The organism is Streptomyces sp. SAI-127, from assembly GCF_029894425.1.
Taxonomy (GTDB): Bacteria; Actinomycetota; Actinomycetes; order Streptomycetales; family Streptomycetaceae; genus Streptomyces.
Window position 1 is genome coordinate 8,375,393 of sequence record NZ_JARXYJ010000001.1, and the last position, 23,420, is coordinate 8,398,812.

Annotated in this window: 22 protein-coding genes; 15 read left to right on the forward strand and 7 right to left on the reverse strand. The window is 71.8% G+C overall.

Features of this window, described 5'->3' with window-relative positions; all coding sequences use genetic code 11:
• Window position 1 precedes the first annotated feature (1 nt).
• Window positions 2–1,204 (reverse strand): amino acid deaminase/aldolase, encoded by a 1,203-nt coding sequence (locus M2157_RS38485; protein ID WP_280867498.1) that lies wholly within the window; start codon window positions 1,202–1,204, stop codon window positions 2–4.
• A 1,428-nt stretch (window positions 1,205–2,632) separates the two neighbouring features.
• Here M2157_RS38485 and M2157_RS38490 point away from each other — a divergent pair.
• Together M2157_RS38490 and mycP are read left to right on the forward strand one after the other, a co-directional pair.
• Window positions 2,633–3,436, forward strand: coding sequence for a hypothetical protein (locus M2157_RS38490; RefSeq protein WP_280868332.1), 804 nt, complete (start codon window positions 2,633–2,635; stop codon window positions 3,434–3,436).
• Window positions 3,433–4,617: a type VII secretion-associated serine protease mycosin gene (gene mycP / locus M2157_RS38495; protein WP_280867499.1), complete on the forward strand. Its 1,185-nt coding sequence runs from the start codon at window positions 3,433–3,435 to the stop codon at window positions 4,615–4,617. The genes M2157_RS38490 and mycP overlap by 4 nt, the downstream gene beginning before the upstream one ends.
• A gap of 13 nt (window positions 4,618–4,630) precedes the next feature.
• Here mycP and M2157_RS38500 read toward each other — a convergent pair whose 3' ends face one another.
• Window positions 4,631–5,629: a serine hydrolase gene (locus tag M2157_RS38500; RefSeq protein ID WP_280856493.1), complete on the reverse strand. Its 999-nt coding sequence runs from the start codon at window positions 5,627–5,629 to the stop codon at window positions 4,631–4,633.
• A 150-nt stretch (window positions 5,630–5,779) separates the two neighbouring features.
• Between M2157_RS38500 and M2157_RS38505 the strand changes: the two genes are divergently transcribed.
• A complete protein-coding gene (locus tag M2157_RS38505) occupies window positions 5,780–6,511 on the forward strand; it encodes an SseB family protein (protein ID WP_280856492.1) in 732 nt (243 codons plus the stop codon).
• A 13-nt stretch (window positions 6,512–6,524) separates the two neighbouring features.
• Here M2157_RS38505 and M2157_RS38510 read toward each other — a convergent pair whose 3' ends face one another.
• On the reverse strand, window positions 6,525–6,899 hold the full coding sequence (locus M2157_RS38510; RefSeq protein ID WP_280867500.1) for a DUF1844 domain-containing protein: 375 nt from the start codon (window positions 6,897–6,899) through the stop codon (window positions 6,525–6,527).
• A 358-nt stretch (window positions 6,900–7,257) separates the two neighbouring features.
• Between M2157_RS38510 and infC the strand changes: the two genes are divergently transcribed.
• The 10 genes from infC to M2157_RS38560 all read left to right on the forward strand — a co-directional run bounded on the left by infC (window position 7,258) and on the right by M2157_RS38560 (window position 17,961).
• Window positions 7,258–7,929, forward strand: a complete 672-nt coding sequence (gene infC, locus M2157_RS38515; RefSeq protein WP_266526830.1) for a translation initiation factor IF-3 — start codon at window positions 7,258–7,260, stop codon at window positions 7,927–7,929.
• A gap of 110 nt (window positions 7,930–8,039) precedes the next feature.
• On the forward strand, window positions 8,040–8,234 hold the full coding sequence (gene rpmI / locus M2157_RS38520; RefSeq protein ID WP_057614273.1) for a 50S ribosomal protein L35: 195 nt from the start codon (window positions 8,040–8,042) through the stop codon (window positions 8,232–8,234).
• Window positions 8,235–8,335: 101 nt separating this feature from the next.
• The gene (gene rplT / locus M2157_RS38525; protein WP_020132316.1) at window positions 8,336–8,719 is read left to right on the forward strand and encodes a 50S ribosomal protein L20; all 384 of its coding nucleotides are present in this window, start codon (window positions 8,336–8,338) and stop codon (window positions 8,717–8,719) included.
• Window positions 8,720–8,815: 96 nt separating this feature from the next.
• The gene (locus M2157_RS38530) at window positions 8,816–9,661 is read left to right on the forward strand and encodes an RNA methyltransferase (protein ID WP_280856491.1); all 846 of its coding nucleotides are present in this window, start codon (window positions 8,816–8,818) and stop codon (window positions 9,659–9,661) included.
• Between the two features lie 48 nt (window positions 9,662–9,709).
• Window positions 9,710–10,828: an ATP-binding protein gene (locus M2157_RS38535; RefSeq protein ID WP_280856490.1), complete on the forward strand. Its 1,119-nt coding sequence runs from the start codon at window positions 9,710–9,712 to the stop codon at window positions 10,826–10,828.
• A gap of 144 nt (window positions 10,829–10,972) precedes the next feature.
• Window positions 10,973–12,094 carry a phenylalanine--tRNA ligase subunit alpha gene (gene pheS / locus M2157_RS38540; RefSeq protein WP_062045212.1) on the forward strand — a complete coding sequence of 374 codons (1,122 nt, stop codon included), beginning with the start codon at window positions 10,973–10,975 and terminating at the stop codon, window positions 12,092–12,094.
• On the forward strand, window positions 12,094–14,604 hold the full coding sequence (pheT, locus tag M2157_RS38545) for a phenylalanine--tRNA ligase subunit beta (RefSeq protein WP_280856489.1): 2,511 nt from the start codon (window positions 12,094–12,096) through the stop codon (window positions 14,602–14,604). Before pheS ends, pheT begins: the two co-directional genes overlap by 1 nt.
• Before the next feature lie 68 nt (window positions 14,605–14,672).
• Window positions 14,673–15,806 (forward strand): PP2C family protein-serine/threonine phosphatase, encoded by a 1,134-nt coding sequence (locus M2157_RS38550; RefSeq protein ID WP_280867501.1) that lies wholly within the window; start codon window positions 14,673–14,675, stop codon window positions 15,804–15,806.
• Between the two features lie 194 nt (window positions 15,807–16,000).
• On the forward strand, window positions 16,001–17,341 hold the full coding sequence (locus M2157_RS38555) for a transcriptional regulator (RefSeq protein ID WP_280856487.1): 1,341 nt from the start codon (window positions 16,001–16,003) through the stop codon (window positions 17,339–17,341).
• A gap of 74 nt (window positions 17,342–17,415) precedes the next feature.
• Window positions 17,416–17,961: an NUDIX hydrolase gene (locus M2157_RS38560; protein WP_280856486.1), complete on the forward strand. Its 546-nt coding sequence runs from the start codon at window positions 17,416–17,418 to the stop codon at window positions 17,959–17,961.
• Between the two features lie 25 nt (window positions 17,962–17,986).
• On the opposite strand, the gene M2157_RS38565 is transcribed toward M2157_RS38560, so the two are convergent.
• Entirely contained in the window at window positions 17,987–18,244 is a 258-nt protein-coding gene (locus M2157_RS38565; protein WP_280856485.1) for a hypothetical protein, read from the reverse strand.
• Window positions 18,245–18,454: 210 nt separating this feature from the next.
• On the reverse strand, window positions 18,455–19,354 hold the full coding sequence (locus M2157_RS38570) for a 3-hydroxybutyryl-CoA dehydrogenase (RefSeq protein ID WP_280856484.1): 900 nt from the start codon (window positions 19,352–19,354) through the stop codon (window positions 18,455–18,457).
• 158 nt (window positions 19,355–19,512) lie between these two features.
• On the opposite strand from M2157_RS38570, the gene M2157_RS38575 reads away from it, so the two are divergent.
• Complete coding sequence (locus M2157_RS38575; protein WP_280867502.1) at window positions 19,513–20,772, forward strand: family 10 glycosylhydrolase; 1,260 nt, start codon at window positions 19,513–19,515, stop codon at window positions 20,770–20,772.
• On the opposite strand, the gene M2157_RS38580 is transcribed toward M2157_RS38575, so the two are convergent.
• On the reverse strand, window positions 20,741–20,941 hold the full coding sequence (locus M2157_RS38580) for a DUF1918 domain-containing protein (RefSeq protein ID WP_037715145.1): 201 nt from the start codon (window positions 20,939–20,941) through the stop codon (window positions 20,741–20,743). The genes M2157_RS38575 and M2157_RS38580 overlap by 32 nt on opposite strands.
• Window positions 20,942–21,035: 94 nt before the next feature.
• Window positions 21,036–21,947, reverse strand: a complete 912-nt coding sequence (locus M2157_RS38585; RefSeq protein ID WP_280867503.1) for a DMT family transporter — start codon at window positions 21,945–21,947, stop codon at window positions 21,036–21,038.
• Between M2157_RS38585 and M2157_RS38590 the strand changes: the two genes are divergently transcribed.
• Window positions 21,946–23,409 carry a PLP-dependent aminotransferase family protein gene (locus M2157_RS38590; RefSeq protein WP_280867504.1) on the forward strand — a complete coding sequence of 488 codons (1,464 nt, stop codon included), beginning with the start codon at window positions 21,946–21,948 and terminating at the stop codon, window positions 23,407–23,409. The two genes, M2157_RS38585 and M2157_RS38590, sit on opposite strands and share 2 nt — an antisense overlap.
• Window positions 23,410–23,420: the final 11 nt, after the last annotated feature.

Below are 23,420 nucleotides of genomic sequence, written 5' to 3' on the forward strand. Positions count from 1 at the left end.
CCTAGAGGAACGTGTGACCTTCCCCGCGGTACGTCGGAACGGTCGCCGTCACCGCGTCCCCCTCGATCAGGTGCAGCCTCTCGAACCGCTCGCACAGCTCACCGGCCTTGGCGTGCCGGAACCACACCTTGTCGCCGAGCAACAGATCGTCCGCGGGCGCGCCGAGCAGCGGGGTCTGCACCTCGCCGGGCCCCTCCTGCGGGTCGTACTTCAGCCCCTCCGGCAGATACGGCACCGGCAGCCGGTCGGGTCCGGCCGCGCCGGAGGCCGGGTAGCCACCGCCGAGGACGGTCACGACGCCGACCCCCGGCCTGCGCACGACGGGCTGGGCGAAGAGCGCGGCCGGACGCCCGCTGAAGGACGTGTAGTTGTCGAACAGCCTCGGGACGTACAGCCCCGACCCGGCGCCGATCTCCGTGACGGCGTCCTCGGTGGCGGTGTGCTGCACACTGCCCGTGCCCCCGCCGTTGACGAACTCCAGGTCCGGTACGACGGCCCGCACCGCGCGCACGACCGCGGCGCGCCGCTCGGCGAGCTCCCGGCGGGCGGTGGCCTGCATCAGCCGGACGGCCCGGGAACGCAACGGCCGTCCGGCCACCGAGTCCCCGACACCGGCGATGTGCCCCTCGTAGGCCATGATCCCCACGACCTTGAACCCGGGCCGCCGGGCCACCGCGCGTGCCATGTCGGCGACCTGGGCGGGGGAGTGCAGCGGCGAACGCCGGGCACCGACCCGCACCTTGCCGCCGAGCAGCTTCAGCGAGGTGTCCAACTCCAGGCAGACCCGGATGACTTCGGAGCCGCCCGCGCGGGCCCCGTCGATGAAGGCGAGCTGCGCCGGGTCGTCGACCATCACCGTCACGGCGGCGGCGAGCTTGGGATCGGCGGCGAGTTCGGCGTATCCGGCGCGGTCGGCGGAGGGGTAGGCGAGCAGGATGTCGTCGAAGCCGCCCCGGGCCAGCCACAGGGACTCGGCGAGGGTGAACGACATGATCCCCGCGAAGCCGTCCTTGGCCAGGACGCGTTCGAGCAGCGCCCGGCACCGCACGGACTTGCTGGCGACGCGGATGGGTTTCCCCGCCGCCCGGCGGACGAGATCGTCCGCGTTGGCGTCGAAGGCGTCCAGGTCCACGATCGCGAGTGGGGCGTCGATATGGGCGGTGGCCTGGTCGTAACGGGCCCGGTCGGCGGCGCGCGCAGTCATGAACGCAGCCTGCCAGACAGGATTACCGCAGGGTAGGGGGACGTTCCGGGCAGATGCCCCCGGCCTGGCGGACTGGTTCCCGTTCGCCCAGGAACAACCCGTAGAGTGACGCGCACGCACGCAGGGCTGTACGCCCCCCGTCGCCGCCGCGCCGGGATGCCGGCCCTTCCGTGCGGGTATGCGTGCCCGGACGGCTGTCTTCCCTGCCGGCGACTCCGACGAGGGCCCGCGCACGACCGATCGGCCCGGACATGAGGAAACGGGGGGTGCATGAGCACCGAAGCACGTCGCGCCTCGATTCCTCCACGCCCGACGACCCCACCGAGGCCGGCCCAGCCGCCGACGGCGGGCGAGGACGGGCCGGGCTCGGAGCCGTCCGAGGAGTCGGGGCGCCCGGAAGCCGTCGAGCCGGGCCGGCGGGAGATCGTCGAGCCGGGCGGGCGGATGAACGAGGACAGCGACTGGCAGGCGTTCGGCGAGCGGAGCCGACGAGGCCCGGCAGCGCAGGGTCGGGCGACGTTCGGCGGGTTCGACTGGCAGGGGTCCGGGGAGAGCGGCGCACGGATGTCCGGCGGTCCGGACACCTCGGGTCGCCAGGCATCCGGTGACCCGGGCCGACAGGACGCCACCGCTGCGGCGCGACGGGAGACCGACGTGCCGGGCGGGGAGCGGTCCCAGGCAACGGGTGCCACCGGTCGGCCACCGATACGAACGACCGACGACACGGGCTCCGGCGCCACGCCACCGCACCCCACCGGCGCCCCCTCCGACACCCGGAACTCGGGCACCCCGTTCCCCGGCAGCACCCCGCCCCCGCCCCCGGCCTCGGCCCGCTTCCCGGACACCCCTCCGGCGGGTTCGCCGTCGGTGTCCGGTGTCGTGCCGCCCCGGCCCGGTTCTCAGCCCCCCGTGCCCCCGCGTCGTACCGCCGCCCCCGCCGAGAGCGCGTCCGAGACGACCTTCCGGATGCGGCCGGTGCCGGCGGCTCGTGACGGGCGGACCGGCTCGGCGTCCGCGTCCTCCGCGTCGAGGGGGGCTTCCGGCGGCACCGCCGTACCGCCCGTGCCCGACGCCCGCCCAGGCTCCGGTCCCGGTCGTCCCGGAGCCGATCCGAACCGTCCCGGTGCCGCCGCAGGGCCGCAGGCCGCCGCACGGCCGGGTGCGCCCGCCCGCCCCGGATTCCCGCCGCGCCCCACGCGTGAGGCGTCGGGCGCCGGTGCCATGCGCACGCCCTCGGCGCCCGCGGGTCCGCCGACCGTGCCTCCCCCGCCCGCGGGTCCGCCGACGCCCCCGGCGCCCACCAGCCGGCCTTCCACGCCCCCGACGTCCACAGAATCGTCGGCCACCTCCCTCGCGCCCGACCCCGCCCTCTCCTGGAGCGCTCCCCTGCCCCCGCCTGCCGGAACGCCCGGCGACGGGCGGCCGGTCGTGTCGTTCGGGGAGCCCGAGGTCGGCTACAAGGAGCGGTCGTGGGCGGTGCGGATTCCTCCCCGGATCGCCGCCGTGGCCGCGTGCGCCGTGCTCGGGCTCGGGCTCATCGGCGGTGCCGTGACCGGGAGTTGGCTGATCGGGGACTCCGGGGACGAAGGCGGCGGCGACAGGTTCGCCCAGGCCGGTGAGCTGTGGCACAGCGTGCCCGTCGACCAGCTGTTCCCGCCGATCGTGGACGGCCAGGGCGCCGGGCCCGGCGGAGCCGACCGCACCTGGACGCGGATCGCCGTCGCCCCCGACAGCGGCTGCACGAACGCCTTCGACCCCCTGCTGCGCAAGGCTCTCGCCCCCGTCGGCTGCGAACGCCTCCTGCGCGCCACCTACACGGACGCCACCCAGAGCTACGTCACCACCGTCGGCCTCCTCTTCACCGACGCCGACGCCACCGCCATGCGCGAACTCGACACCCGCTTCACCCGAGAGGGCCTGGCCGACCGCACCGACCTGATGCCCCTCCCGTACGCCGCGAAGAACACCCTCGCCGCGGACTTCGGTGCGGCGCAGCGGGCCTCCTGGACGATCTCCGTCCTCACCGACGCCCCCGTGGTCGCGTTCGCCGTCTCCGGCTGGGCGGACGGCCGTACGGTCGACACCCCGGAGCCCGCCGAGAAGGCCATGGAGTCCGGCGACACCACCCCCGCCGCCCAGGCCGGTCTCGGCAACGAGGCCCAGGGGCTGGCCGACCGTGTCGAACGCGCCCTGCGCAAGACCGTCACCTCGCCCCCGGAGCAGTCCTCATGAGCGTCACGACCCGCCGGGCAGGTCTCCTGAGCGTCCTCCTCGCCGCCTCCGTCGCCCTCGTCCCGCCCACCGCCGCGCACGCCGACGGAATCCGCGCCAAGCAGTGGGCCCTGGAGGCCATGCACACCCAGGAGGCCTGGCAGACCACCAAGGGCGCGGGCGTCACCGTCGCCGTCCTGGACACCGGCGTCGAGAACGACCACCCCGACCTCGTCGGCAACGTCCTCACCGGCAAGGACATGATCGGATTCGGAGCCGTGCGAGGGCAGCGGCCCTGGGCGCGGCACGGCACCGCCATGGCCGGCATCATCGCCGGTCACGGACACGGCGTGGCCAACGGCGACGGTGTCATGGGCATCGCCCCCGAGGCCAAGATCCTCCCTGTCCGCGTGATCCTGGAGGACGGCGACCCGGCCCGCTCCAGGGCCCGCAACACCCGCGGCAACGCCCTGGCCGAGGGCATCCGCTGGGCCGCCGACCACGGCGCCGACGTCATCAACCTCTCCCTGGGCGACGACTCCGCCTCCGCGCACCCCGAGGCCGGGGAGGACGACGCCGTCCAGTACGCGCTGGGGAAGGGCGCCGTCGTCGTCGCCTCGGCGGGCAACGGCGGCGAGAAGGGCGACCACATCTCCTACCCGGCCGCCTATCCGGGCGTGATCGCCGCCACCGCCGTCGACAAGTTCGGCACCCGCGCCTCGTTCTCCACCCGCCGCTGGTACGCCACGGTCGCGGCCCCCGGTGACGACGTCGTCATCGCCGACCCCGACCACAAGTACTACGAGGGCTGGGGAACCAGCGCCGCCTCCGCGTTCGTCTCGGGCGCGGTCGCCCTCGTCAAGGCCGCCCACCCGGACCTGACGCCCGCACAGATAAAGAAGCTCCTGGAGGACACGGCCCGCAACGCCCCCTCGGGCGGCCGCGACGACTCCCGCGGCTTCGGCTTCGTCGACCCCGCGGCAGCATTGAAGGCCGCGGCCCGCCTGAAGCCGGAGGGCCTGCAGCCGGCGTCCTACGGCGAGAAGTACTTCGGCTCCGGCCCGGATGCAGCCAAGTCGGACAGTGACACGGCCACTTGGGCGGCCCCGCTCGCGGGCGGCCTGGGCGTGGCCCTGCTGATCACCGGGGTGGTCCTGTGGCGCGGCCGCCGGGGCCCTCGCCGGTCCTACGAGGGTTTCTGAGCGGGGCGACGCCTCAGCGGGCCGCCGCACTCGTGGCGTTCGCCGACGCGGACGCCGGGGCGTCCTCTCCCGTGAACACCGACACCGCCGCCTTCGCCGCCGCCTCCACCAGCGAAATCCCCTTTGCCTGGGTGGAGCTCCCCTTCGAGAGCACGGCCACCAGATACGCGTGGCCGTCCACCGTCACCCGCCCGATGCTGTTGACGTCCCACAGCCCGGTCGTGCTGCGCGGCAGCCATCCGTTCTTCAGCGCCCACCTGGAGCCGTCGGCCGCGGCCGACACCCCCCACTGCTGGTCGGCCGCTATCCGGCCCATGAGCCCCTGAAGGTACGACCGCGAGGTCTCGCTCAGCTCCGAGTCGTCTCCGAACACCTGCTGGAGCAGGGTGAGCTGATCGGCCGCCGTGGTCTGGGTCAGTCCCCACAGCGCCCCGTCGCCGCCCTCCGTGCCGGTCAGCCCGAACTTCTTGTTGGCGGCGTCGAGCCCGGATGCCTGCCCGATGATGTCCCACAGCGCCGACGCCGAGGCGTTGTCGCTGTTCTCGATCATCGTGGTGGCGTACGCCTTCTCCCGCGCCCTGAGCCGTGTGCCCGCCTCCTGGTGCCGGAGCAGCAGCGCCGCCAGGATGTCGACCTTCACGATGCTCGCCGTGTCGAAGGCCCCGTCGCCGTAAACCGCGCTGTCGCCCGACTCCAGGTCGAGGACCGCCGTCGAGACCTTCTCGTCGCCCGTCACGCTCACCGCCTTCATGGCGTCGGACAGCCGCTCGTCGAAATCAACCACCGGCTCCGCCACAGCCGCCGCCTCCTCAGTCGTGGCCGCCGGGGAGGACGAGAACGACGGCGTCGGCGCCGACGATACGGTGCCGCCCCCGGAGTGCGCCTGCGCCTTCACGTACACGGTCCCCCCGGCCGAGACGCCGGCGACGGCGACGCAGGCGAGCGCGGTGTACAGCAAAGGCCGCAGGGGGAACCTGCGGGCGCGGCGGCCGTCGGCTCTTGAGGACTCCATGCCGCCGATCGTCGGGCCGCCGACTGTGCGGGCCGTTAGACGGACGTTAGAGCTGTGTCAGCGAACTCTGAGAAACCCGTGAAATCGGTCACGGGCGGGTTTCCGGGCCCGCACAACCGCAGCAGCAAGCCCCCTATAGGGTCGGTGACCGTGGCGAACAAGAACATTCCCGACCCCGGCTTCTCCGACGACGACGGCTCCGCCGATCCCCGGCTGAGCACGGCGCTCGCGGCCTGGGCCGAGGACCGCGCCGCCGTGGGCCCGGTCCTGGACGCCCTCAAGGGCGCCCGGCTGCTCGTCCCCGTGGTGGCCGTGCTCGGGGAGGTCGAAAAGGACGAGAACGGGCTGCGCCGCGAGAAGACCAGCGACATGGCCGTCCCCACCCTCAAGGCCGGATCCCGGACCGCCCTGCCGGCCTTCACCTCCACCGCGTCGCTGGCCCGCTGGGACCCCGAGGCCCGCCCCGTCGCCGTACCCCTGCACCAGGCGCTGCAGGCCGCCGCGCACGAGAATGCCGACACGGTCGTACTGGATCTGGCGGGGCCGGTGCCCTTCGAGCTGACCGGCTCCGCGTTGCTCGCCCTTGCCGAGGGGCGGACCACCACGGACCCGCTCGCCGACCCGGCGGTCGTGGACGCGGTGCGCGCCGCGGTCGCCGACGTGGGCGCGGTGCTGCGTGCCTATCTCGGCCCGGGCCGGGCCGACGGCACCCTCGCCCTGGTCTTCGAGCCGACCGTGCCGCACGACGCCGGCGTCCACGCCGTCGCGCGGCGCCTCGCCGCCGACGAAACACTGAGGGCCCGCCTGGTGCGCGGCCTCGACCTGGCAGTCCTGCCGGCCGGTGCCACGCCTCCGGGCGAGCCCTTGTACGTACGAGGGTGAGCGTGAGGGTGAGCTAGCCGTAGGTCGGGCCCGTGTACTTCTCGCCCGGGCCCTGGCCCGGTTCGTCCGGGACGAGGGACGCCTCGCGGAAGGCCAGCTGGAGGGACTTCAGACCGTCGCGGAGCGGGGCCGCGTGGAAGGAGCTGATCTCGGTCGCGCTCGCGTCCAGGAGGCCGGCCAGGGCCGCCACCAGCTTGCGGGCCTCGTCCAGGTCCTTGTACTTGTCGCCCTCCTCGGTCAGACCGAGCTTCACCGCGGCGGCGCTCATCAGGTTGACGGCGACCGTCACGATCACCTCGACGGCGGGGACCTCGGCGATGTCGCGGGTCATCTCGTCGAAGTCGGGGGAGCCGGGAGAGCCGGCAGACGCGGGAGGGGTGTCACTCATGGCCCCCACGATAGGGCCCGGCGCACGGCGGTTCGCACCACCCCCGGGTTGCTGCTAACCTTGTGTAACGACCGGCTGGACATTCGCGTGTCCGGCCCACAAGTGGAGGCTCCGATCTCCCACCCGGCCATCCCCAGGGACGGCGGGTCACCCCGGTCAGGCGGCCACCATCGTTCCGTACGGACGATGGAGTCGCCCGAAAGTGCGCCCCGCGTCATCGCGGCGGTGCTCCGGCAGTGTTGGAGCCCCGTCTGTGATCCGCCGGGGCATTTTTTGTTCCTCGGTGCGGTTAGGTCAGACGAAAAGACATACGCGGCTGTCCGCCAGACCGCCGTGTGGTGCTAACCGAGGAGGATCCATCAGCGCCGAGCCCCGCATCAACGACCGGATTCGCGTTCCCGAGGTGCGACTTGTCGGTCCCAGTGGCGAGCAGGTGGGCATCGTCCCCCTGGCCAAGGCACTGGAGCTTGCGCAGGAGTACGACCTGGACCTGGTCGAGGTCGCGGCGAACGCCCGTCCGCCCGTGTGCAAGCTCATGGACTACGGGAAGTTCAAGTACGAGTCGGCCATGAAGGCCCGTGAGGCGCGCAAGAACCAGGCGCACACGGTCATCAAGGAGATGAAGCTCCGGCCGAAGATCGACCCGCACGACTATGACACCAAGAAGGGTCACGTCGTCCGGTTCCTCAAGCAGGGCGACAAGGTCAAGATCACGATCATGTTCCGTGGTCGCGAGCAGTCCCGGCCCGAGCTGGGCTACCGACTGCTGCAGCGTCTCGCGGAGGACGTCCAGGACCTCGGCTTCATCGAGTCGAATCCGAAGCAGGACGGCCGAAACATGATCATGGTTCTCGGTCCGCACAAGAAGAAGACCGAGGCGATGGCCGAGGCCCGCCAGGCGCAGGAAGCCCGCAAGGCAGACGCGAAGGCCAACCCCGGCAAGTCGCAGAACGCCGCGGAGGGCGAGCACGTCGAGGACGAGGCCGAGGTCGAGGCCGAGGCCCCGGCAGAGGCTTCCGCCGAGGCGTGACCCCGGGGGACGCGAGTCCCCAGGACACAAACCGATACAAGAGCGACGCTCACCGTGCCCGGTTTCAGGACCGGGCACCGGAGCGCCACCGACGAGGAGAGAACGGCGCTATGCCGAAGAACAAGACGCACAGCGGTTCCAGCAAGCGCTTCAAGATCACCGGCTCCGGCAAGGTGCTCCGCGAGCGCGCCGGCAAGCGCCACTACCTCGAGCACAAGACGTCGCGCCTGACGCGGCGCCTCACCGGCAACGCCGAGATGGCCCCGGGCGACGCCAAGAAGATCAAGAAGCTTCTCGGCAAGTGACGTACGCGGCGCCTTCACTGAGCGCCGTACGTCTGGACCGGGACCCCATCGATACCGGGCCGTGTGAGTCCAACCACGGCCCCGCTACAAGGAGTTAACAAGTGGCACGCGTCAAGCGGGCAGTCAACGCCCACAAGAAGCGCCGGGCGATCCTCGAGGCGGCCTCCGGCTACCGCGGTCAGCGTTCGCGCCTGTACCGCAAGGCCAAGGAGCAGGTCACCCACTCGCTGGTCTACAACTACAACGACCGCAAGAAGCGCAAGGGTGACTTCCGTCGGCTGTGGATCCAGCGCATCAACGCCGCTGCCCGCGCCAACGGCATCACGTACAACCGCTTCATCCAGGGCCTGAACGCGGCGAACATCGAGGTCGACCGCAAGATCCTGGCCGAGCTGGCGGTCAACGACGCGACGGCGTTCGCCGCGCTCGTCGAGGTCGCGCAGAAGGCTCTGCCGGCGGACGTGAACGCGCCCAAGGCCGCGTGACGCTGCGCCGGCCCTAGGCCGACGTGACTGTGTGGACCCGCAGGCTGTGATGCCTGCGGGTCCGCTGTTTCCCGGACACTTCCGAAGGTGAAGAGCATGCCCCCCGTCACCCCCGAGCTGATCTCCCCCCGTTCCCCCCGGGTCTCCGCCGCACGGCGGCTCGCCAGGCGGAACTTCCGGGGGAAGGAGCGGCTGTTCCTGGCCGAGGGGCCGCAGGCGGTGCGGGAGGCCGCCGGCCACGGTCTGGTGGAGCTGTTCGCCACCGTGGAGGCGGCGGAACGGTACGCCGACATCATCGGAGAGGCCCGGGCCGTCGGAGCCCGGGTGCACCTCGCCGCCGACGACGTCATCGCCGACATCTCGACGACCGTCACCCCGCAGGGGCTCGTCGGGATCTGCCGGTTCCTCGACACCCCCTTCGAGGAGATCCTCGCCGCCCGGCCCCGACTCGTCGCCGTGCTCGCGAACGTGCGGGACCCCGGGAACGCCGGCACCGTGCTGCGGTGCGCCGACGCGGCCGGTGCCGAGGCCGTCGTACTGACCGACGCGTCCGTCGATCTCTACAACCCCAAGGCCGTACGGGCCTCCGTGGGCTCCCTCTTCCACCTGCCCGTCGCGGTCGGGGTGCCCGTGGAGGAGGCCGTCGAGGGGCTCCGGCGGGCCGGTGTGCGGATCCTCGCCGCCGACGGGGCCGGGACCGACGACCTCGACGCCGAGCTCGACCAGGGCACCATGGGCGGGCCGACCGCCTGGGTGTTCGGCAACGAGGCCTGGGGGCTCCCGGAGGAGACCCGCGCACTCGCGGACGCCGTGGTGCGCGTCCCGATCCACGGGAAGGCCGAGAGCCTGAACCTCGCCACCGCGGCCGCCGTATGTCTCTATGCGTCAGCCCGTGCACAGCGCGCCCCCGGAGGGTGCCGCTCCGTCACCGAGAACCAGTAGGGTGACCAGCTCGGGGGCCCTGCGCCGTCGGAGAGGTGGGGTACGGGGATGAGTGTCGGCACGAGGAGCGCCCAGGACGTGTCCGGAGCCTGTGCCGGTGGTGCCGCCGAACTCGGCATCGATCCCGACCAGCTGCCCGACGGTCTCGTCGTCGCGGACGAGCAGGGCCGAGTGATCTGCTTCAACGCCGCCGCCGCCCGGATCACCGCCCTCCCCGCCGAGGACGCCCTCGGACAGCGGCTGGAGAAGGCCCTTCCGTTAGAGGACCTCGAGGGACGACGCTGGTGGCAGCTGACCGATCCGTACGGCGGCCTCGCCATCCGCAGGCGGCAGCCCGAACGGAATCTGCTGTTGCCGGGCGGCCGTGAGGTCCTCGTCTCCGCGCAGTACGTGCGCACCCGGCCGACCGGGCCCGTCCACCGGGTCGTCGTCGCCCTCCGGGACACCGAGGCCCGCCGCCGCACCGAGCGCAGCCACGCCGAGCTGATCGCCACCGTGGCCCATGAACTCAGGTCCCCGCTCACCTCCGTCAAGGGCTTCACCGCGACCCTCCTCGCCAAGTGGGAGAGGTTCACCGACGACCAGAAACGGCTGATGCTGGAGACCGTCGACGCGGACGCCGACCGGGTCACCCGGCTCATCGCCGAGCTCCTCGACATCTCCCGCATCGACTCCGGGCGCCTGGAGGTCAGGCGCCAGCCCGTCGACATCGGCGCCGCCGTCGGACGCCACATCCAGGCCTACGTCGCCGCGGGCCTCGCCGCCGACCGGTTCCTGCTCCGCCTCGAACAGCCGCTGCCCGCCCTGTGGGCAGATCCCGACAAGATCGACCAGGTGCTCAGCAACCTGCTGGAAAATGCGGTGCGGCACGGCGAGGGAACCGTCACGATTGACATCACGCCCTCGGCGTCCCCCCGCGAAGGGGAGGACACCGGCACGTCGGTCACCGTGAGCGACGAGGGCGCCGGCATCCCGGAGGAGTCCATGAACCGCGTCTTCACCCGCTTCTGGCGGGGCAGCAAGCGCGGTGGCACCGGCCTCGGGCTCTACATCGTCAAGGGCATCGTCGAAGCCCACGGCGGCACCATCACGGTCGGCCGCGCCCCCCAGGGCGGCGCCGAGTTCCGATTTACGTTGCCCGTGAGCGCTCCGGCCTATCTCACCTGAGATCCGCCCGAGCCGCCCGCGGGCGCATTCGCATTCCTCCACCCCGTTAGACTCGGCCTTTGGCACCTTTGTGTCCCATGGACGGCCCTCCGAGTGAATCGGTGACGGGGACCTTCAGCCAGCCAATCGGAAGCACGGGAAGAGATGTCGGCACCGAACAAGTCGTACGACCCTGTAGAGGTCGAGGCCCTGAAACCGGAAGAGATCGAGCGCATGCGGGACGAGGCGCTCGCCGCCTTCGCCGCCGCGGACTCCCTCGACGCGCTCCAGGAGGCCAAGGTCGCCCACACCGGGGGCACCTCCCCGCTGGCCCTCGCCAACCGCGAGATCGGCGCCCTGCCCCCGCACGCCAAGGCCGCCGCCGGCAAGCTCGTCGGCCAGGCCCGGGGCGCGGTGAACAAGGCCCTCGCCGGCCGTCAGACCGAGCTGGAGGCCGAGCGCGACCAGCGCGTGCTGGTCGAGGAGGCGGTGGACGTCACGCTGCCGTACGACCGCGTACCGGCCGGCGCCCGCCACCCGCTCACCACGCTCTCCGAGCGGATCGAGGACGTCTTCGTGGCCATGGGCTACGAGGTCGCCGAGGGCCCGCAGGTCGAGGCCGAGTGGTTCAACTTCGACGCGCTCAACATCGGCCCGGACCACCCGGCCCGCGGCGAGCAGGACACCTTCTTCGTCGAAGGCCCCGAAGGGGGCACCGAGTCCGGCGTCGTGCTGCGCACCCACACCTCGCCCGTGCAGATCCGCTCGCTGCTGAGCCGTGAGCTGCCCGTGTACGTGATCTGTCCCGGCGTCGTCTACCGCACCGACGAGCTGGACGCCACGCACACCCCGGTCTTCCGCCAGGTCGAGCTGCTGGCCGTCGACGAGGGCCTGACCATGGCCGACCTCAAGGGCACCATGGACCACATGGTCCAGGCCCTGTTCGGCGAGGGCATGAAGACCCGGCTGCGCCCGAACTTCTTCCCCTTCACCGAGCCGTCCGCCGAGATGGACATGGTGTGCTACGTCTGCCGCGGCGAGTCCGTCGGCAACCCCGACCGCCCCTGCCGTACCTGCTCCTCGGAGGGCTGGATCGAGCTGGGCGGCTGCGGAATGGTCAACCCCAAGGTGCTGACCGCCTGTGGCGTCGACCCGCAGAAGTACAGCGGCTTCGCCTTCGGGTTCGGCATCGAGCGGATGCTGATGTTCCGCCACAACGTCGAGGACATGCGAGACATGGTCGAGGGTGACGTCCGGTTCACCCGGCCGTTCGGGATGGAGATCTGATGCGGGTCCCGCTTTCTTGGCTGCGGGAGTACGTCGACCTGCCGGCGACCGAAACCGGCCGTGACGTCCAGGCCAAGCTCGTTTCCGCAGGGCTCGAGGTCGAGACCGTCGAGCACCTCGGCGCTGACCTCAAGGGCCCCCTGGTCGTCGGCCAGGTGCTGACCATCGAGGAGCTGGAGGGCTTCAAGAAGCCGATCCGCTTCTGCACGGTCGACGTCGGCCAGGCCAACGGAACCGGCGAGCCGCAGGAGATCGTCTGCGGTGCGCGGAACTTCCAGGTCGGTGACAAGGTCGTCGTCGTGCTGCCCGGCGCGACCCTGCCCGGCGGTTTCTCGATCTCCGCCCGCAAGACCTACGGCAAGACCTCGCACGGCATGATCTGCTCCGGCGACGAGCTGGGCATGGGCGACGACGGCAGCCACGGCATCATCGTGCTGCCGCCGGAGACCGAGGTCGGCAAGGACGCCATCGAGCTCCTGGAACTGGTCGACGAGGTCCTGGACATCGCCGTCACCGCCAACCGCGGCGACTGCCTGTCCATCCGGGGCGTGGCCCGCGAGGCCGCGATCGCCTACGGCCTGCCGCTGCGCGACCCGGCCCTGCTCGACGTCCCGGGCCCGAACGCCTTCGGCTACCCGGTGCAGGTCTCCGACCCGCTCGGCTGCGACCGCTTCACGGCCCGTACGGTGACCGGCCTCAGCCCCGAGGCGCGCTCCCCGCTCTGGCTCCAGCGCCGTCTGCAGAAGGTCGGCATGCGTCCGATCTCGCTCGCCGTCGACGTCACCAACTACGTGATGATGGAGCTCGGCCAGCCGCTGCACGCCTACGACCGCACCCTGGTCCGGGGCACCATCGGCGTCCGCCGGGCCGAGGAGGGCGAGCAGATCGTCACCCTCGACGGCGTCGAGCGCAAGCTGCACGCCGAGGACCTGGTCATCACGGACGAGCGCGGTCCGATCGGCCTCGCCGGCGTGATGGGCGGCGCCAACACCGAGATCGCCGACCACTCCGAGGCTCAGGGCACCACCGACGTCGTCATCGAGGCCGCCCACTTCGACGCGGTCTCCATCGCGCGTACGGCCCGTCGCCACAAGCTGTCCTCCGAGGCGTCCCGGCGCTTCGAGCGTGGTGTCGACCCGCAGGCCGCCGCCGCTGCCGCACAGCGCACGGTCGACCTGCTGGTGCTGCTCGCGGGCGGCACCGCCGAGGCCGGTGTCACCGAGGTCGTCGCCCCGTCGGCCCCGCACACCATCAGCGTCCCGGCGGACCACCCGGACAAGGTCGCGGGTGTCTCCTACGGCCGCGAGACCGTCGTACGCCGTCTCCAGGAGGTCGGCTGCGACGTGTACGGGCAGGACGAGCTGATCGTCACCGTGCCGTCCTGGCGTCCCGACCTCCAGGAGATCAACGACCTGGCCGAAGAGGTCATCCGGCTGGAGGGCTACGAGAACCTGCCCTCCACGCTGCCCAGGCCGCCGGCCGGCCGTGGCCTGACCCACCGCCAGCGGCTGCACCGCAGGGCCGGGCGGGCGCTGGCAGGTGCCGGGTACGTCGAGGCGCCGAACTACCCCTTCGTCTCCGAGCAGGTCTTCGACCAGCTGGGCCTGGAGGCCGACGACCCGGCTCGCCGTGTCGTCAGGCTGACCAACCCGCTGAACGACGAGGAGCCCGCGCTGCGGACGTCGCTGCTGCCGGGGCTGCTCGGTGCCCTGCGGCGCAACGACGGGCGGGGTTCGCACGACCTCGCGCTGTTCGAGACCGGGCTGGTCTTCCTGCCGCGCTCGGAGCAGCGGGTCGCCGCGGTGCTGCCGGTGGACCGGCGTCCCACGGACTCCGAGATCGCCGAACTGGACGCCGCGTTGCCGGAACAGCCGCGGCACGTGGCCGTGGTGCTCGCCGGTGCGCGGGAGCAGGCCGGCTGGTGGGGCAGGGGCCGTCCGGCCGACTGGGCCGACGCGGTCGAGGCCGGGCGTCTGGTCGCGCGTGAGGCAGGCGTCGAACTGGTCGTGCGAGGCGGTCAGTACGGGCCGTGGCACCCGGGGCGCTGTGCCGAGTTCGTGGTCGTCGTGGACGGGGCCGAGACGGTCGTCGGTCACGCCGGTGAGCTTCATCCGCGGGTGGTCAAGGCGTTCGGCCTGCCGGCGCGCAGCTCCGCGATGGAGCTGGACCTGGATGTCCTCGAGGCGGTCGGCGACGACACCCCGCAGGCGCCGGCCATCTCCACGTTCCCGGTGGCCACGCAGGATGTCGCCCTGGTCGTCGACAAGTTCGTGCCGCACGCCGAGGTCGAGACCGCGCTGCGTGAGGGTGCGGGTGAACTCCTCGAAGGGATCCGGCTGTTCGACGTGTACGAGAACGAGGAGCAGCTGGGGGACGGCAAGAAGTCGCTGGCCTATGCGCTGCGATTCCGTGCGGGGGACCGGACCCTGACCGTGGACGAGGCTTCCGCGGCCCGGGACGCGGCGGTTGCCCTCGCCGGCGAGCGTACGGGAGCCGTGCTCCGGGGCTGAGTCTCCGGGGAGTGCGGTCACCTCACTCGATAGGGTGAGTTCCCCCGGTGATCTGGCCCTTTCGGCCCATGCGGTCGACAGAATCGGACCGGCCTTTCGAGGCCGGTCCGATTGCGTGTGCAGGGCCTAGTTGGGGGGCCATCGGCATGATGTGCTTGAGGGCTGCGGTGCCTCGTGTGGGGCGTGCCGCTCGCCTCGTGGTCCGCAGTGGTCACCGGAAGTCGCGCCGTGTGCTGACGCTCGGGCTGCCCACCGTGTGGGGTGCCGTCGCGATCACGTACAAGCTGACCTGCCCGCTTGCGGAGCAGAACGGCCTGGGCGCGCGGGTCGCCAGCAGCGCCGTGTTCTTCGCGGTGGGCACCGGACTGATCGTCCATGTCCGGCGTGCCCTGCTGCGTGAGCTCAGACAGGCCCGCCAGGTCGCGGGCGCCGCGCAGAGCGTGCTGCTGCGGCCGTTGCCCCCGCGCATCGACGGGCTCACGGTGGCCGCGGCCCAGATGTCCGCCGACCGCGGCGCCACCATCGGCGGCGACCTGTACGAGGCCGTCGCCACGGAACACGGGGTACGGGTCGTGATGGGCGACGTCCGCGGCCACGGCCTCGCCGCCATCGGTACGGCCGCCGCGGTCCTCGGCAGCTTCCGCGAGGCCGTCCACGACGAGCCCGAACTCGCCGGGGTGCTGCGCAGACTGGACCGCGCGCTCGCCCGGCACCTGAGGGAGCGCGCCGAACGTGACGGCACGGTCGCCGAGGAGTTCGTCACCGTACTGCTGCTGGAGATCGGCAGGGACGGTGGGCTCAATGCCCTCAACTGCGGCCACCTGTGGCCGTACCTGTTGAGTGGCACCAGGGTCGAGCCTCTGTCGTGTGCGGATCCCTTGCCGCCCCTCGGCCCTTTTCGGCTGCCGTGGGACCTTCAGCCCCTGGAGTGCGGCCACCTGTTACCGGGCGAGACTTTGGTCCTGCACACGGACGGTGCGGAGGATGCGAGGGACGCTCATGGCCGGTTCTTTTCCTTGCCGGAGGTACTTCGTGAGGCTGCGCGGGGTGCTCCCGATGTCGTCCTGGGTGCTGTATTCACCGCTCTCCTGAACCACACGGGCGGCACCCCGACGGACGACGTCGCCCTCCTCGTGCTGAGAAACGAACGGCAACACTCAGCTACCTCGGGAACCGTGCGACCAGCCACGACGCACCTTTGAAGCCCACGGCCGGGCCACCGCACTGTACGAGGGGGAGCCGGCGGCCCGGCCGGCCTCTTGCGAGGTATTTCAGTCAACCGGGTGGAAACTCTCCGCGACAGTGCGCACACCCTGCGGATTCGAGCACTCCGTTCACACCCCGTGTGAAGACGAACCCACTAATCTGACGGAACCGAGCCACCCGGGGGGCATATATGCAGCCCAACACTCTGCTCGACGCGATCCTCGACGAAGCCGGGATCTCGCACGCGGGGCTTGCCGCACATGTGAATCAGGCCGGGAGGGCACGCGGCCTCGCGCTCAGGTACGAACACACCGCCGTGGCACGGTGGTTGAAGGGCCAGCGCCCGCGCGGTCAGGTGCCCGACCTGATCTGCGAGGTGCTCGCGGGCCGGCTCCAACGCCCCGTCACCCTCGACGACATCGGCCTCGGCGTGCCGGGCGAACCCTCCGCCCCGCACGGCACCTCGCTGTCCGGTTTCGTCGAGCGGGCCACCGCCCTGTGGCGCTCCGACGAACAGCAGCGCCCGCACATCCTCGGTGCCCCCGCGGTCACCGGCACCCCCGCCGTCATGCCCGTGTGGGAGTGGGAGAACCCGCCCGAGGACGTCGACGTCTCCCGAGGCGGCCGGCACCGGGTCACCCACTCCGACATCGCGATGCTCCGCGCGGCCCGCACCCACTACGAGCAGATGTACCGCAAGGCCGGCGGTATAGCGACCCGCACCCGGATCGTCGGCTTCCTCAACGCCGAGGCCGCCCCGCTGCTGCGCGGCAGCTACACCGACGAGACGGGCCGTCAACTGCACCGCGCCACCGGCGGTTTGGTCGCCGTCGCCGGGATCTGCGCCTACGACTCCGACGCCCACGGCCTCGCCCAGCGCTACTTCCACCAGGCCCTCAGGCTCGCCAAGGCCAGCGGCGACCGCGGACTCGGCGCGTATGTCATCGCGCTGCTGGTCAACCAGGCCCTGTTCATGCGGGAGTACCGCCAGGCCGTCGCCTTCGCGGAGGCCGCGCTGCGGGCCGCCGGCAAGCACATCACCCCGGCACTCGCCTGCGATCTCTACGCGATGCAGGCCAAGGCGTACGCCCACCTCGGCGACGGCACGACCGCGCTGTCCTGCATCCGGCGGGCCGAGCAGGCCGCCGAACGCATCCGGCGGGGATACGAGCCCGACGAGACCGGCTATGTCCAGCCGGGCCTCGTCAACGTCCAGGTGGCGGAGGCGCTTCTCAGCCTCGGCGAGCTCGCGGCGGCGGCCGCGCACGCCGCGGCCGCCGTCGACAACCCGGCCCACGACCGGGGCCGGGTGCACCGCCTCGCCATGCTCAGCACGATCGAACTGCGTCAGGGCAACACCGACAAGGCGGTGGCCACCGCCGTACAGATGGCGGAACAGGCCCGGGGAATGGAGTCCCAGCGCCTGCGCGACAGACTCAGAGCGGTCCGCGAACATCTGGTCCGCAGCGGCTGCGCGGGCACCGCCGAGGCAGCCGAACTGATCGACGGCGCACTGCGCGTACCGCTGTAGGAGGGCACGCGTACGCCGACAGCCACAGTCCCTGCTGCGATATTGCCACTTACTCGACGGAAGGTGGCAGAACCGTGCAGTGGACGAAACAGAACGAACAAACTGTGTATGAAAACCGCTGGTTCAGCGTCAATCTCGCCGATGTCGAGCTGCCGGACGGCCGGCATCTCGACCACTTCCTGATACGACTGCGTCCCGTAGCCGTCGCCACGGTGGTGAACGAGGCCAACGAGGTCCTCCTGCTGTGGCGCCACCGTTTCATCACCGACAGCTGGGGCTGGGAGCTCGCCGCGGGTGTGGTCGAGGACGGCGAGGACATCGCCGTCGCGGCCGCCAGGGAACTCGAGGAAGAGACCGGCTGGCGACCGGGCCCGCTCCAGCACCTCATGAGCGTGGAGCCCTCCAACGGGCTCACCGACGCCCGGCACCACATCTACTGGGCCGACGAGGGCGAGTACATCGGGCACCCCGTGGACGACTTCGAGTCGGACCGCCGGGAATGGGTCCCCCTGAAGCTCGTTCCCGACATGGTCGCCCGTGGGGAGGTCCCGGCCGCCAACATGGCGGCCGCGTTACTCCTGTTGCACCATCTGAGGCTCGGTCAGGACTCTCAGCCCTGATCCCCCACCCGAGCGTCCCGAAGCCTCAGTGGCCGACGGCCTGCCAGATCGCCACGACGAGCGCGCCCACGGCGGTGATCGCCGCAACCGCGGGAAGCGGCCAGCGGGCGTGCTCCAGGGCGATGATCCGTGCGCTCAGATCGTCGATCTCCTTGTCCGTCTCCTCCGTACGGTGACTGAGCAGAGCGAGGCCTCCCTCGACGCGTGCGTACGCGACATCGAGGCGGCGTCGTAACTCTGCGAGTTCTCCATGGATCACGGGATGCTCCGGTTCGGCGGTCACAAGTCCGCTCCTTTCCGTAGTCGTCACATCCCTTGCATGCGCATGAAGAGTCAACTCGCCTGGTGGGCGCGTGGGGAGAGTGTGCGACGGGCATATGCGGGCCCGGAGCGCACACGGTGTGTGAATGACACGGGCCCGGCACTCGGAGGAGTGCCGGGCCCGTGTTCGTAGCACTGTGTCATCAGCACCCTGGAACGGACAGGGTGCGGGTCAGTCGTAGGTGTAGAAGCCCGAGCCGGACTTCCGGCCGAGCCGGCCCGCGTCGACCATGCGCTGGAGCAGCGGGGGAGCGGCGTACAGCGGCTCCTTGTACTCCTCGTACATCGAGAAGGCGACCGAGGCGACGGTGTCCAGCCCGATCAGGTCGGACAGCTTCAGCGGGCCCATCGGGTGGGCACAGCCCAGCTCCATGCCGTTGTCGATGTCCTCACGGCTCGCGATGCCCGACTCGAACATCCGGATAGCGGACAGGAGATACGGGATCAGCAGCGCGTTGACCACGAAACCGGAGCGGTCCTGGGCGCGGATCGCGTGCTTGCCGAGCAGCTTCTCGGCGAACTGCTGGGCGCGGGCCAGCGTGCCCTCGGACGTCGTGAGCGCCGGGATCAGCTCGACGAGCTTCTGCACCGGGGCCGGGTTGAAGAAGTGGATGCCGACGACCTGGTCGGGCCGCGAGGTGGCGACCGCCAGCCTCACCAGCGGGATGGACGAGGTGTTGGAGGCCAGGATCGCGTCCGGGCGGGTCACCACCTGGTCGAGCACCTGGAAGATCTCGGTCTTGACCTGCTCGTTCTCCACGACGGCCTCGATGACCAGGTCGCGGTCCGCGAACTCGCCGAGGTCGGTGGTGAAGCTCAGACGTGCCTGCGTCTCCGCCAGCTCGTCCGCCGTGATCTTGCCGCGTTCGGCGGCCTTGGTCAGGGAGTTGAACAGCCGGGTGCGGCCGATCTCCAGGGCCTCGCCGGTGGTCTCGGCGACCTTCACGTCCAGGCCGGCGCGGGCGCACACCTCGGCGATGCCCGCCCCCATCTGGCCGCAGCCCACCACTCCGACGCGCGCGATGTCTCCCGCCGGGAAGTCCGTCACTTCGTCCCTTTCGCTGATCTTCACCTGGTGGCAGGTCGGCCGTTGTCCGGTTCCTGCTCCGTTCGTGCACGTTACTCCCAAGTATCGATGATCGATCGTCGGGGTCCGACATCCGTCGGGCATTCTGGGGCGCGGAGACGATCCGTGACCGAGCGGATCCATGGTGTTGGGGGAGTGTGCACATGGGGCGTCTGTCGCGCCGGGCCTTCGCGTTGGCCGCGCTGTCGACCATGACCTCGGCCTCGGGAGCGGCGGCGGCACCGCGGCATCCGAGGCGGGCGGCGACCGGGATGCGGGGCGTGTGGCTCGCCACCGTGTCCAACCGGGACTGGCCGTCGAAGCCGGGGCTGACCGCCGCACAGCAGCGCGCGGAGCTGATCGCCCACCTCGACCGGGCGGCGGCGGACCGCCTGAACGCGGTGATGTTCCAGGTACGGCCCACCGCCGACGCCCTGTGGCCCTCGCCGTACGAGCCCTGGTCGCAGTACCTCACCGGGACCCAGGGCAAGAACCCCGGCTGGGACCCGCTCGGCACCGCCGTGGCCGAGGCGCACCGGCGGGGCCTGCAACTGCACGCCTGGTTCAACCCGTACCGCATCGCCAACCACAGCGACCCGACCCGGCTGGCCGCCTCCCACCCCGCCCGCCGGCACCCGGACTGGGTGGTGACGTACGGCGGGAAGCTCTACTACAACCCCGGGCTTCCCGAGGTCCGCGCCTTCGTCCAGGACGCGATCCTCGACGCGGTGCACCGGTACCCGGTGGACGCGGTCCACTTCGACGACTACTTCTACCCGTACCCGGTGGCCGGCCAGACCTTCGACGACGACGCCGCCTACGACGCGTACGGCGGCGCCTTCCCGAACCGGGCCGACTGGCGGCGGGACAACATCGACAGGCTGGTCCTGGAGACCGCGGCCCGCATCAAGCGGATCCGGCCCACCGCACAGTTCGGCATCAGCCCCTTCGGGGTGTGGCGCAACGCCGCCACGGACCCGCTCGGCTCGGACACGCGCGCGGGCGTGCAGTCGTACGACGACAACTTCGCGGACACCCGCAAGTGGGTGCGCGAGGGCTGGATCGACTACCTCGTGCCGCAGCTCTACTGGAACATCGGTTTCGCCGCCGCCGACTACGCGAAGCTGGTGCCCTGGTGGGCGAAGCAGGCGCAGGGGAGCAGGACGAAGCTGTACCTGGGCGAGGCCCTCTACAAGGCGGGGGATCCGGCGCAGCCCGCCGCCTGGCAGGACCCCGCGGAACTGTCCCGGCACCTCACGCTCGCGCGCGACTGCAAGCAGGTGCGCGGACACGTCTTCTTCGCCGCGCGGGAGGTTTCCTCCGACCCGATCGGGGCGATGGCGCGGGTGGTCGCCGACCACTACCAGGTGCCGGCGGCTTCCCCGCGCCGTGTCACCGGCCCATCTGCTGGAACCGGTGCCTGATCTCGGTGTCGGGGCCGGGTGAGCACACGCCCTCGTGCCCGTCCTCGAAGCGGACGCGGTACGGGGGGTTGCCCTCCTGACCCATCACTTCGACGATCTCGCCGACCTTGTCCTGCTGTCCGACCACCCTGCCGTGCTGGACAAGCTGGTCGCCCACGGTTGCACGCATCGTCTGGGGCCTCCTCACCAAGTGCGGGAGCAGCGGTCCGTGGCCCCGATTTTACGGCGCGGGGACGCGGTTGGGACCGGCGCGTGCGCGCCCTTCAGCCCCGCGCCCGCTGGGTGACGGCGATGCACACGAGCACCGCCGCGGCCGTCAGCGGGGCGGCCACCGTCAGGTGCTCGCCGAGCAGCAGCACCGACCACACCAGTGTGAGCAGGGGCTGGGCCAACTGCAACTGGCTGGCCTTGGGGATCCCGATCGCCGCCATGCCCCGGTACCAGACCACCAGGCCGAGGAACTGCGAGCCCGCCGCCACCCACAGCAGCCCGGCGACGCTGTGCGCGGTGAGGTGCACCGGTTCGTACGACAGCGCGAGCGCCGCCGCGGGCACGCCGATCGGCAGGCACAGCACCAGCGCCCAGGCGATGACCTGCCAGCCGGGCATGACCCGGGCCAGCCGGCCGCCCTCGGTGTAGCCGGCGGCGCACACCAGGAGCGCGGCGAAGAGATACAGGTCGGCGGTGGTCAGGGCGCCTCCGCTCTGCTGCACCGTGAAGGCGACCACTGCGGGCGCGCCCACGAGGGCGGCCGTCCAGAACGTGCGCGAGGGGCGGGTGCCCATGCGCAGGGCCGACAGCAGCGCGGTCGTCAGCGGGAGCAGACCCACCACGACGGCGGCGTGCGCGGTGGTCGACGTCTGCAGGGCCAGGGTGGTCAGCAGCGGGAAGCCGACCACCACCCCGGCGGCGACGACGGCGAGCCCCGGCCGGTCGCGGCGGCTCGGCATCGGGACGCGCAGCGCCGCCAGACAGCCCCCGGCGATGAGGGCCGCGAGGACGCTGCGCACGGCGACGAGGGACCAGGGACCGAAGCCCTCGAGGCCCCACGCAGTGGCGGGGAAGGTGAGGGAGAAGGCGGCGACGCCGAGGGCGGCCTGGAGGGTGCCGAAGCTCTTGGTGGGAGCGGGGACCGCTATCCCTGTCGGTGTGATAGCGCTACTCTGTACTCTCATGCAAGAGCGTAGCAGCGTCACCGAACTGGCAGAACAGCTGCGGAGAGAGCTTGACCGCTACCCTCCGGGTGGAAAGCTCCCGTCGAGCCGGGCACTGGTCGACCGGTTCAGGGTCAGCCCGGTGACCGTCTCGCGTGCCCTGGCCCAGCTCGCCGCCGAGGGGCTGGTGGTCACCCGGCCGGGCGCGGGTGCCTTCCGGGCGGCGGCGCGCACCTCCGCCGCTCCGGCCGGGGACACCTCCTGGCAGGAGGTCGCGCTCAGCGCGGACGGCTCCGCCGACCTCGTACCGCGCTCGGTGGACGCGTCCGGTGTCCTGGTCTCGCTGGCCGCCCCGCCGCCCGGGGTGGTCGAGTTCAACGGCGGCTATCTGCACCCCTCCCTGCAGCCGGAGCGCGCGATGTCCGCGGCCCTGGCCCGCGCCGGCCGCCGCCCCGGAGCCTGGGGCCGACCGCCGACGGAGGGTCTGCACGAACTGCGCGAGTGGTTCGCGCGGAACATCGGCGGCGCGGTCACGGCCGCGGAGGTGCTGATCACCGCGGGCGGCCAGTCGGCGCTCACGACGGCGTTGCGCGCGCTCGCCCCGCCCGGCGCACCCGTGCTCGTCGAGTCGCCCACCTATCCCGGCATGCTGGCGATCGCGCGCTCCGCCGGCCTTCGCCCCGTCCCCGTCCCGGTGGACGCGGACGGCGTGAAACCGGCCCTGCTCGCCGACGCCTTCCGGGCGACCGGCGCACGGGTGTTCGTCTGCCAGCCGCTGTTCCAGAATCCGACCGGCGCGGTGCTGGCCCCCGAGCGCCGGGGCGAGGTGCTGCGCATCGCCCGCGAGGCCGGCGCCTTCGTCGTCGAGGACGATTTCGTACGACGGCTCGTGCACGAGGACGCCGGCCCGCTGCCGCGTCCGCTGGCCGCCGACGATCCCGACGGAGTCGTCGTGCATGTCGGCTCGCTGACCAAGGCGACCTCGCCCAGCTTCCGGGTGAGCGCCCTCGCCGCCCGTGGTCCGGTACTGGAGCGGCTCCGCGCGATCCAGATCGTCGACACCTTCTTCGTTCCCCGCCCGCTCCAGGAAGCGGCCCTGGAACTCGTCGGCTCCCCGGCCTGGCCCCGTCACCTGCGCACGATCTCGGCGGAGTTGAAGGCCCGCCGGGACACCATGACCGCCACCCTCCGTCTCGACCTGCCCGAACTCGCCCTCCCGCACATCCCGTCGGGCGGCTACCACCTCTGGCTCCGCCTCCCGGACGGCACGGACGAGACCGCCCTGACCTCCGCGGCCCTGCGCGCGGGCGTCGCGATCACCCCCGGCCGCCCGTACTTCAGCGCTGAACCCCCGGCGGGCCACGTCCGGTTGAGCTTTGCGGCGGTGGCCGGGGTGGGGGAGATCGCGGAAGGGGTACGGCGCCTCCGCACGGCCTGTGAGGAGGTGCTCCCGGCGAAAAGTGCTCGACTCCGGCTTCCGTGACCTGCCAACGT

What these genes read in the sequence shown, in the direction of transcription:
- M2157_RS38485 (WP_280867498.1), bottom strand. Translation starts at nt 1,204, where the DNA reads ATGACTGCGCGCGCCGCCGACCGGGCCCGTTACGACCAGGCCACCGCC.
- mycP (WP_280867499.1), top strand. Translation starts at nt 3,433, where the DNA reads ATGAGCGTCACGACCCGCCGGGCAGGTCTCCTGAGCGTCCTCCTCGCC.
- M2157_RS38500 (WP_280856493.1), bottom strand. Translation starts at nt 5,629, where the DNA reads ATGGAGTCCTCAAGAGCCGACGGCCGCCGCGCCCGCAGGTTCCCCCTG.
- M2157_RS38510 (WP_280867500.1), bottom strand. Translation starts at nt 6,899, where the DNA reads ATGAGTGACACCCCTCCCGCGTCTGCCGGCTCTCCCGGCTCCCCCGAC.
- rpmI (WP_057614273.1), top strand. Translation starts at nt 8,040, where the DNA reads ATGCCGAAGAACAAGACGCACAGCGGTTCCAGCAAGCGCTTCAAGATC.
- M2157_RS38530 (WP_280856491.1), top strand. Translation starts at nt 8,816, where the DNA reads ATGCCCCCCGTCACCCCCGAGCTGATCTCCCCCCGTTCCCCCCGGGTC.
- M2157_RS38535 (WP_280856490.1), top strand. Translation starts at nt 9,710, where the DNA reads ATGAGTGTCGGCACGAGGAGCGCCCAGGACGTGTCCGGAGCCTGTGCC.
- pheS (WP_062045212.1), top strand. Translation starts at nt 10,973, where the DNA reads ATGTCGGCACCGAACAAGTCGTACGACCCTGTAGAGGTCGAGGCCCTG.
- pheT (WP_280856489.1), top strand. Translation starts at nt 12,094, where the DNA reads ATGCGGGTCCCGCTTTCTTGGCTGCGGGAGTACGTCGACCTGCCGGCG.
- M2157_RS38550 (WP_280867501.1), top strand. Translation starts at nt 14,673, where the DNA reads ATGCGGTCGACAGAATCGGACCGGCCTTTCGAGGCCGGTCCGATTGCG.
- M2157_RS38555 (WP_280856487.1), top strand. Translation starts at nt 16,001, where the DNA reads ATGCAGCCCAACACTCTGCTCGACGCGATCCTCGACGAAGCCGGGATC.
- M2157_RS38575 (WP_280867502.1), top strand. Translation starts at nt 19,513, where the DNA reads ATGGGGCGTCTGTCGCGCCGGGCCTTCGCGTTGGCCGCGCTGTCGACC.
- M2157_RS38580 (WP_037715145.1), bottom strand. Translation starts at nt 20,941, where the DNA reads ATGCGTGCAACCGTGGGCGACCAGCTTGTCCAGCACGGCAGGGTGGTC.
- M2157_RS38590 (WP_280867504.1), top strand. Translation starts at nt 21,946, where the DNA reads ATGCAAGAGCGTAGCAGCGTCACCGAACTGGCAGAACAGCTGCGGAGA.
- M2157_RS38585 (WP_280867503.1), bottom strand. Translation starts at nt 21,947, where the DNA reads ATGAGAGTACAGAGTAGCGCTATCACACCGACAGGGATAGCGGTCCCC.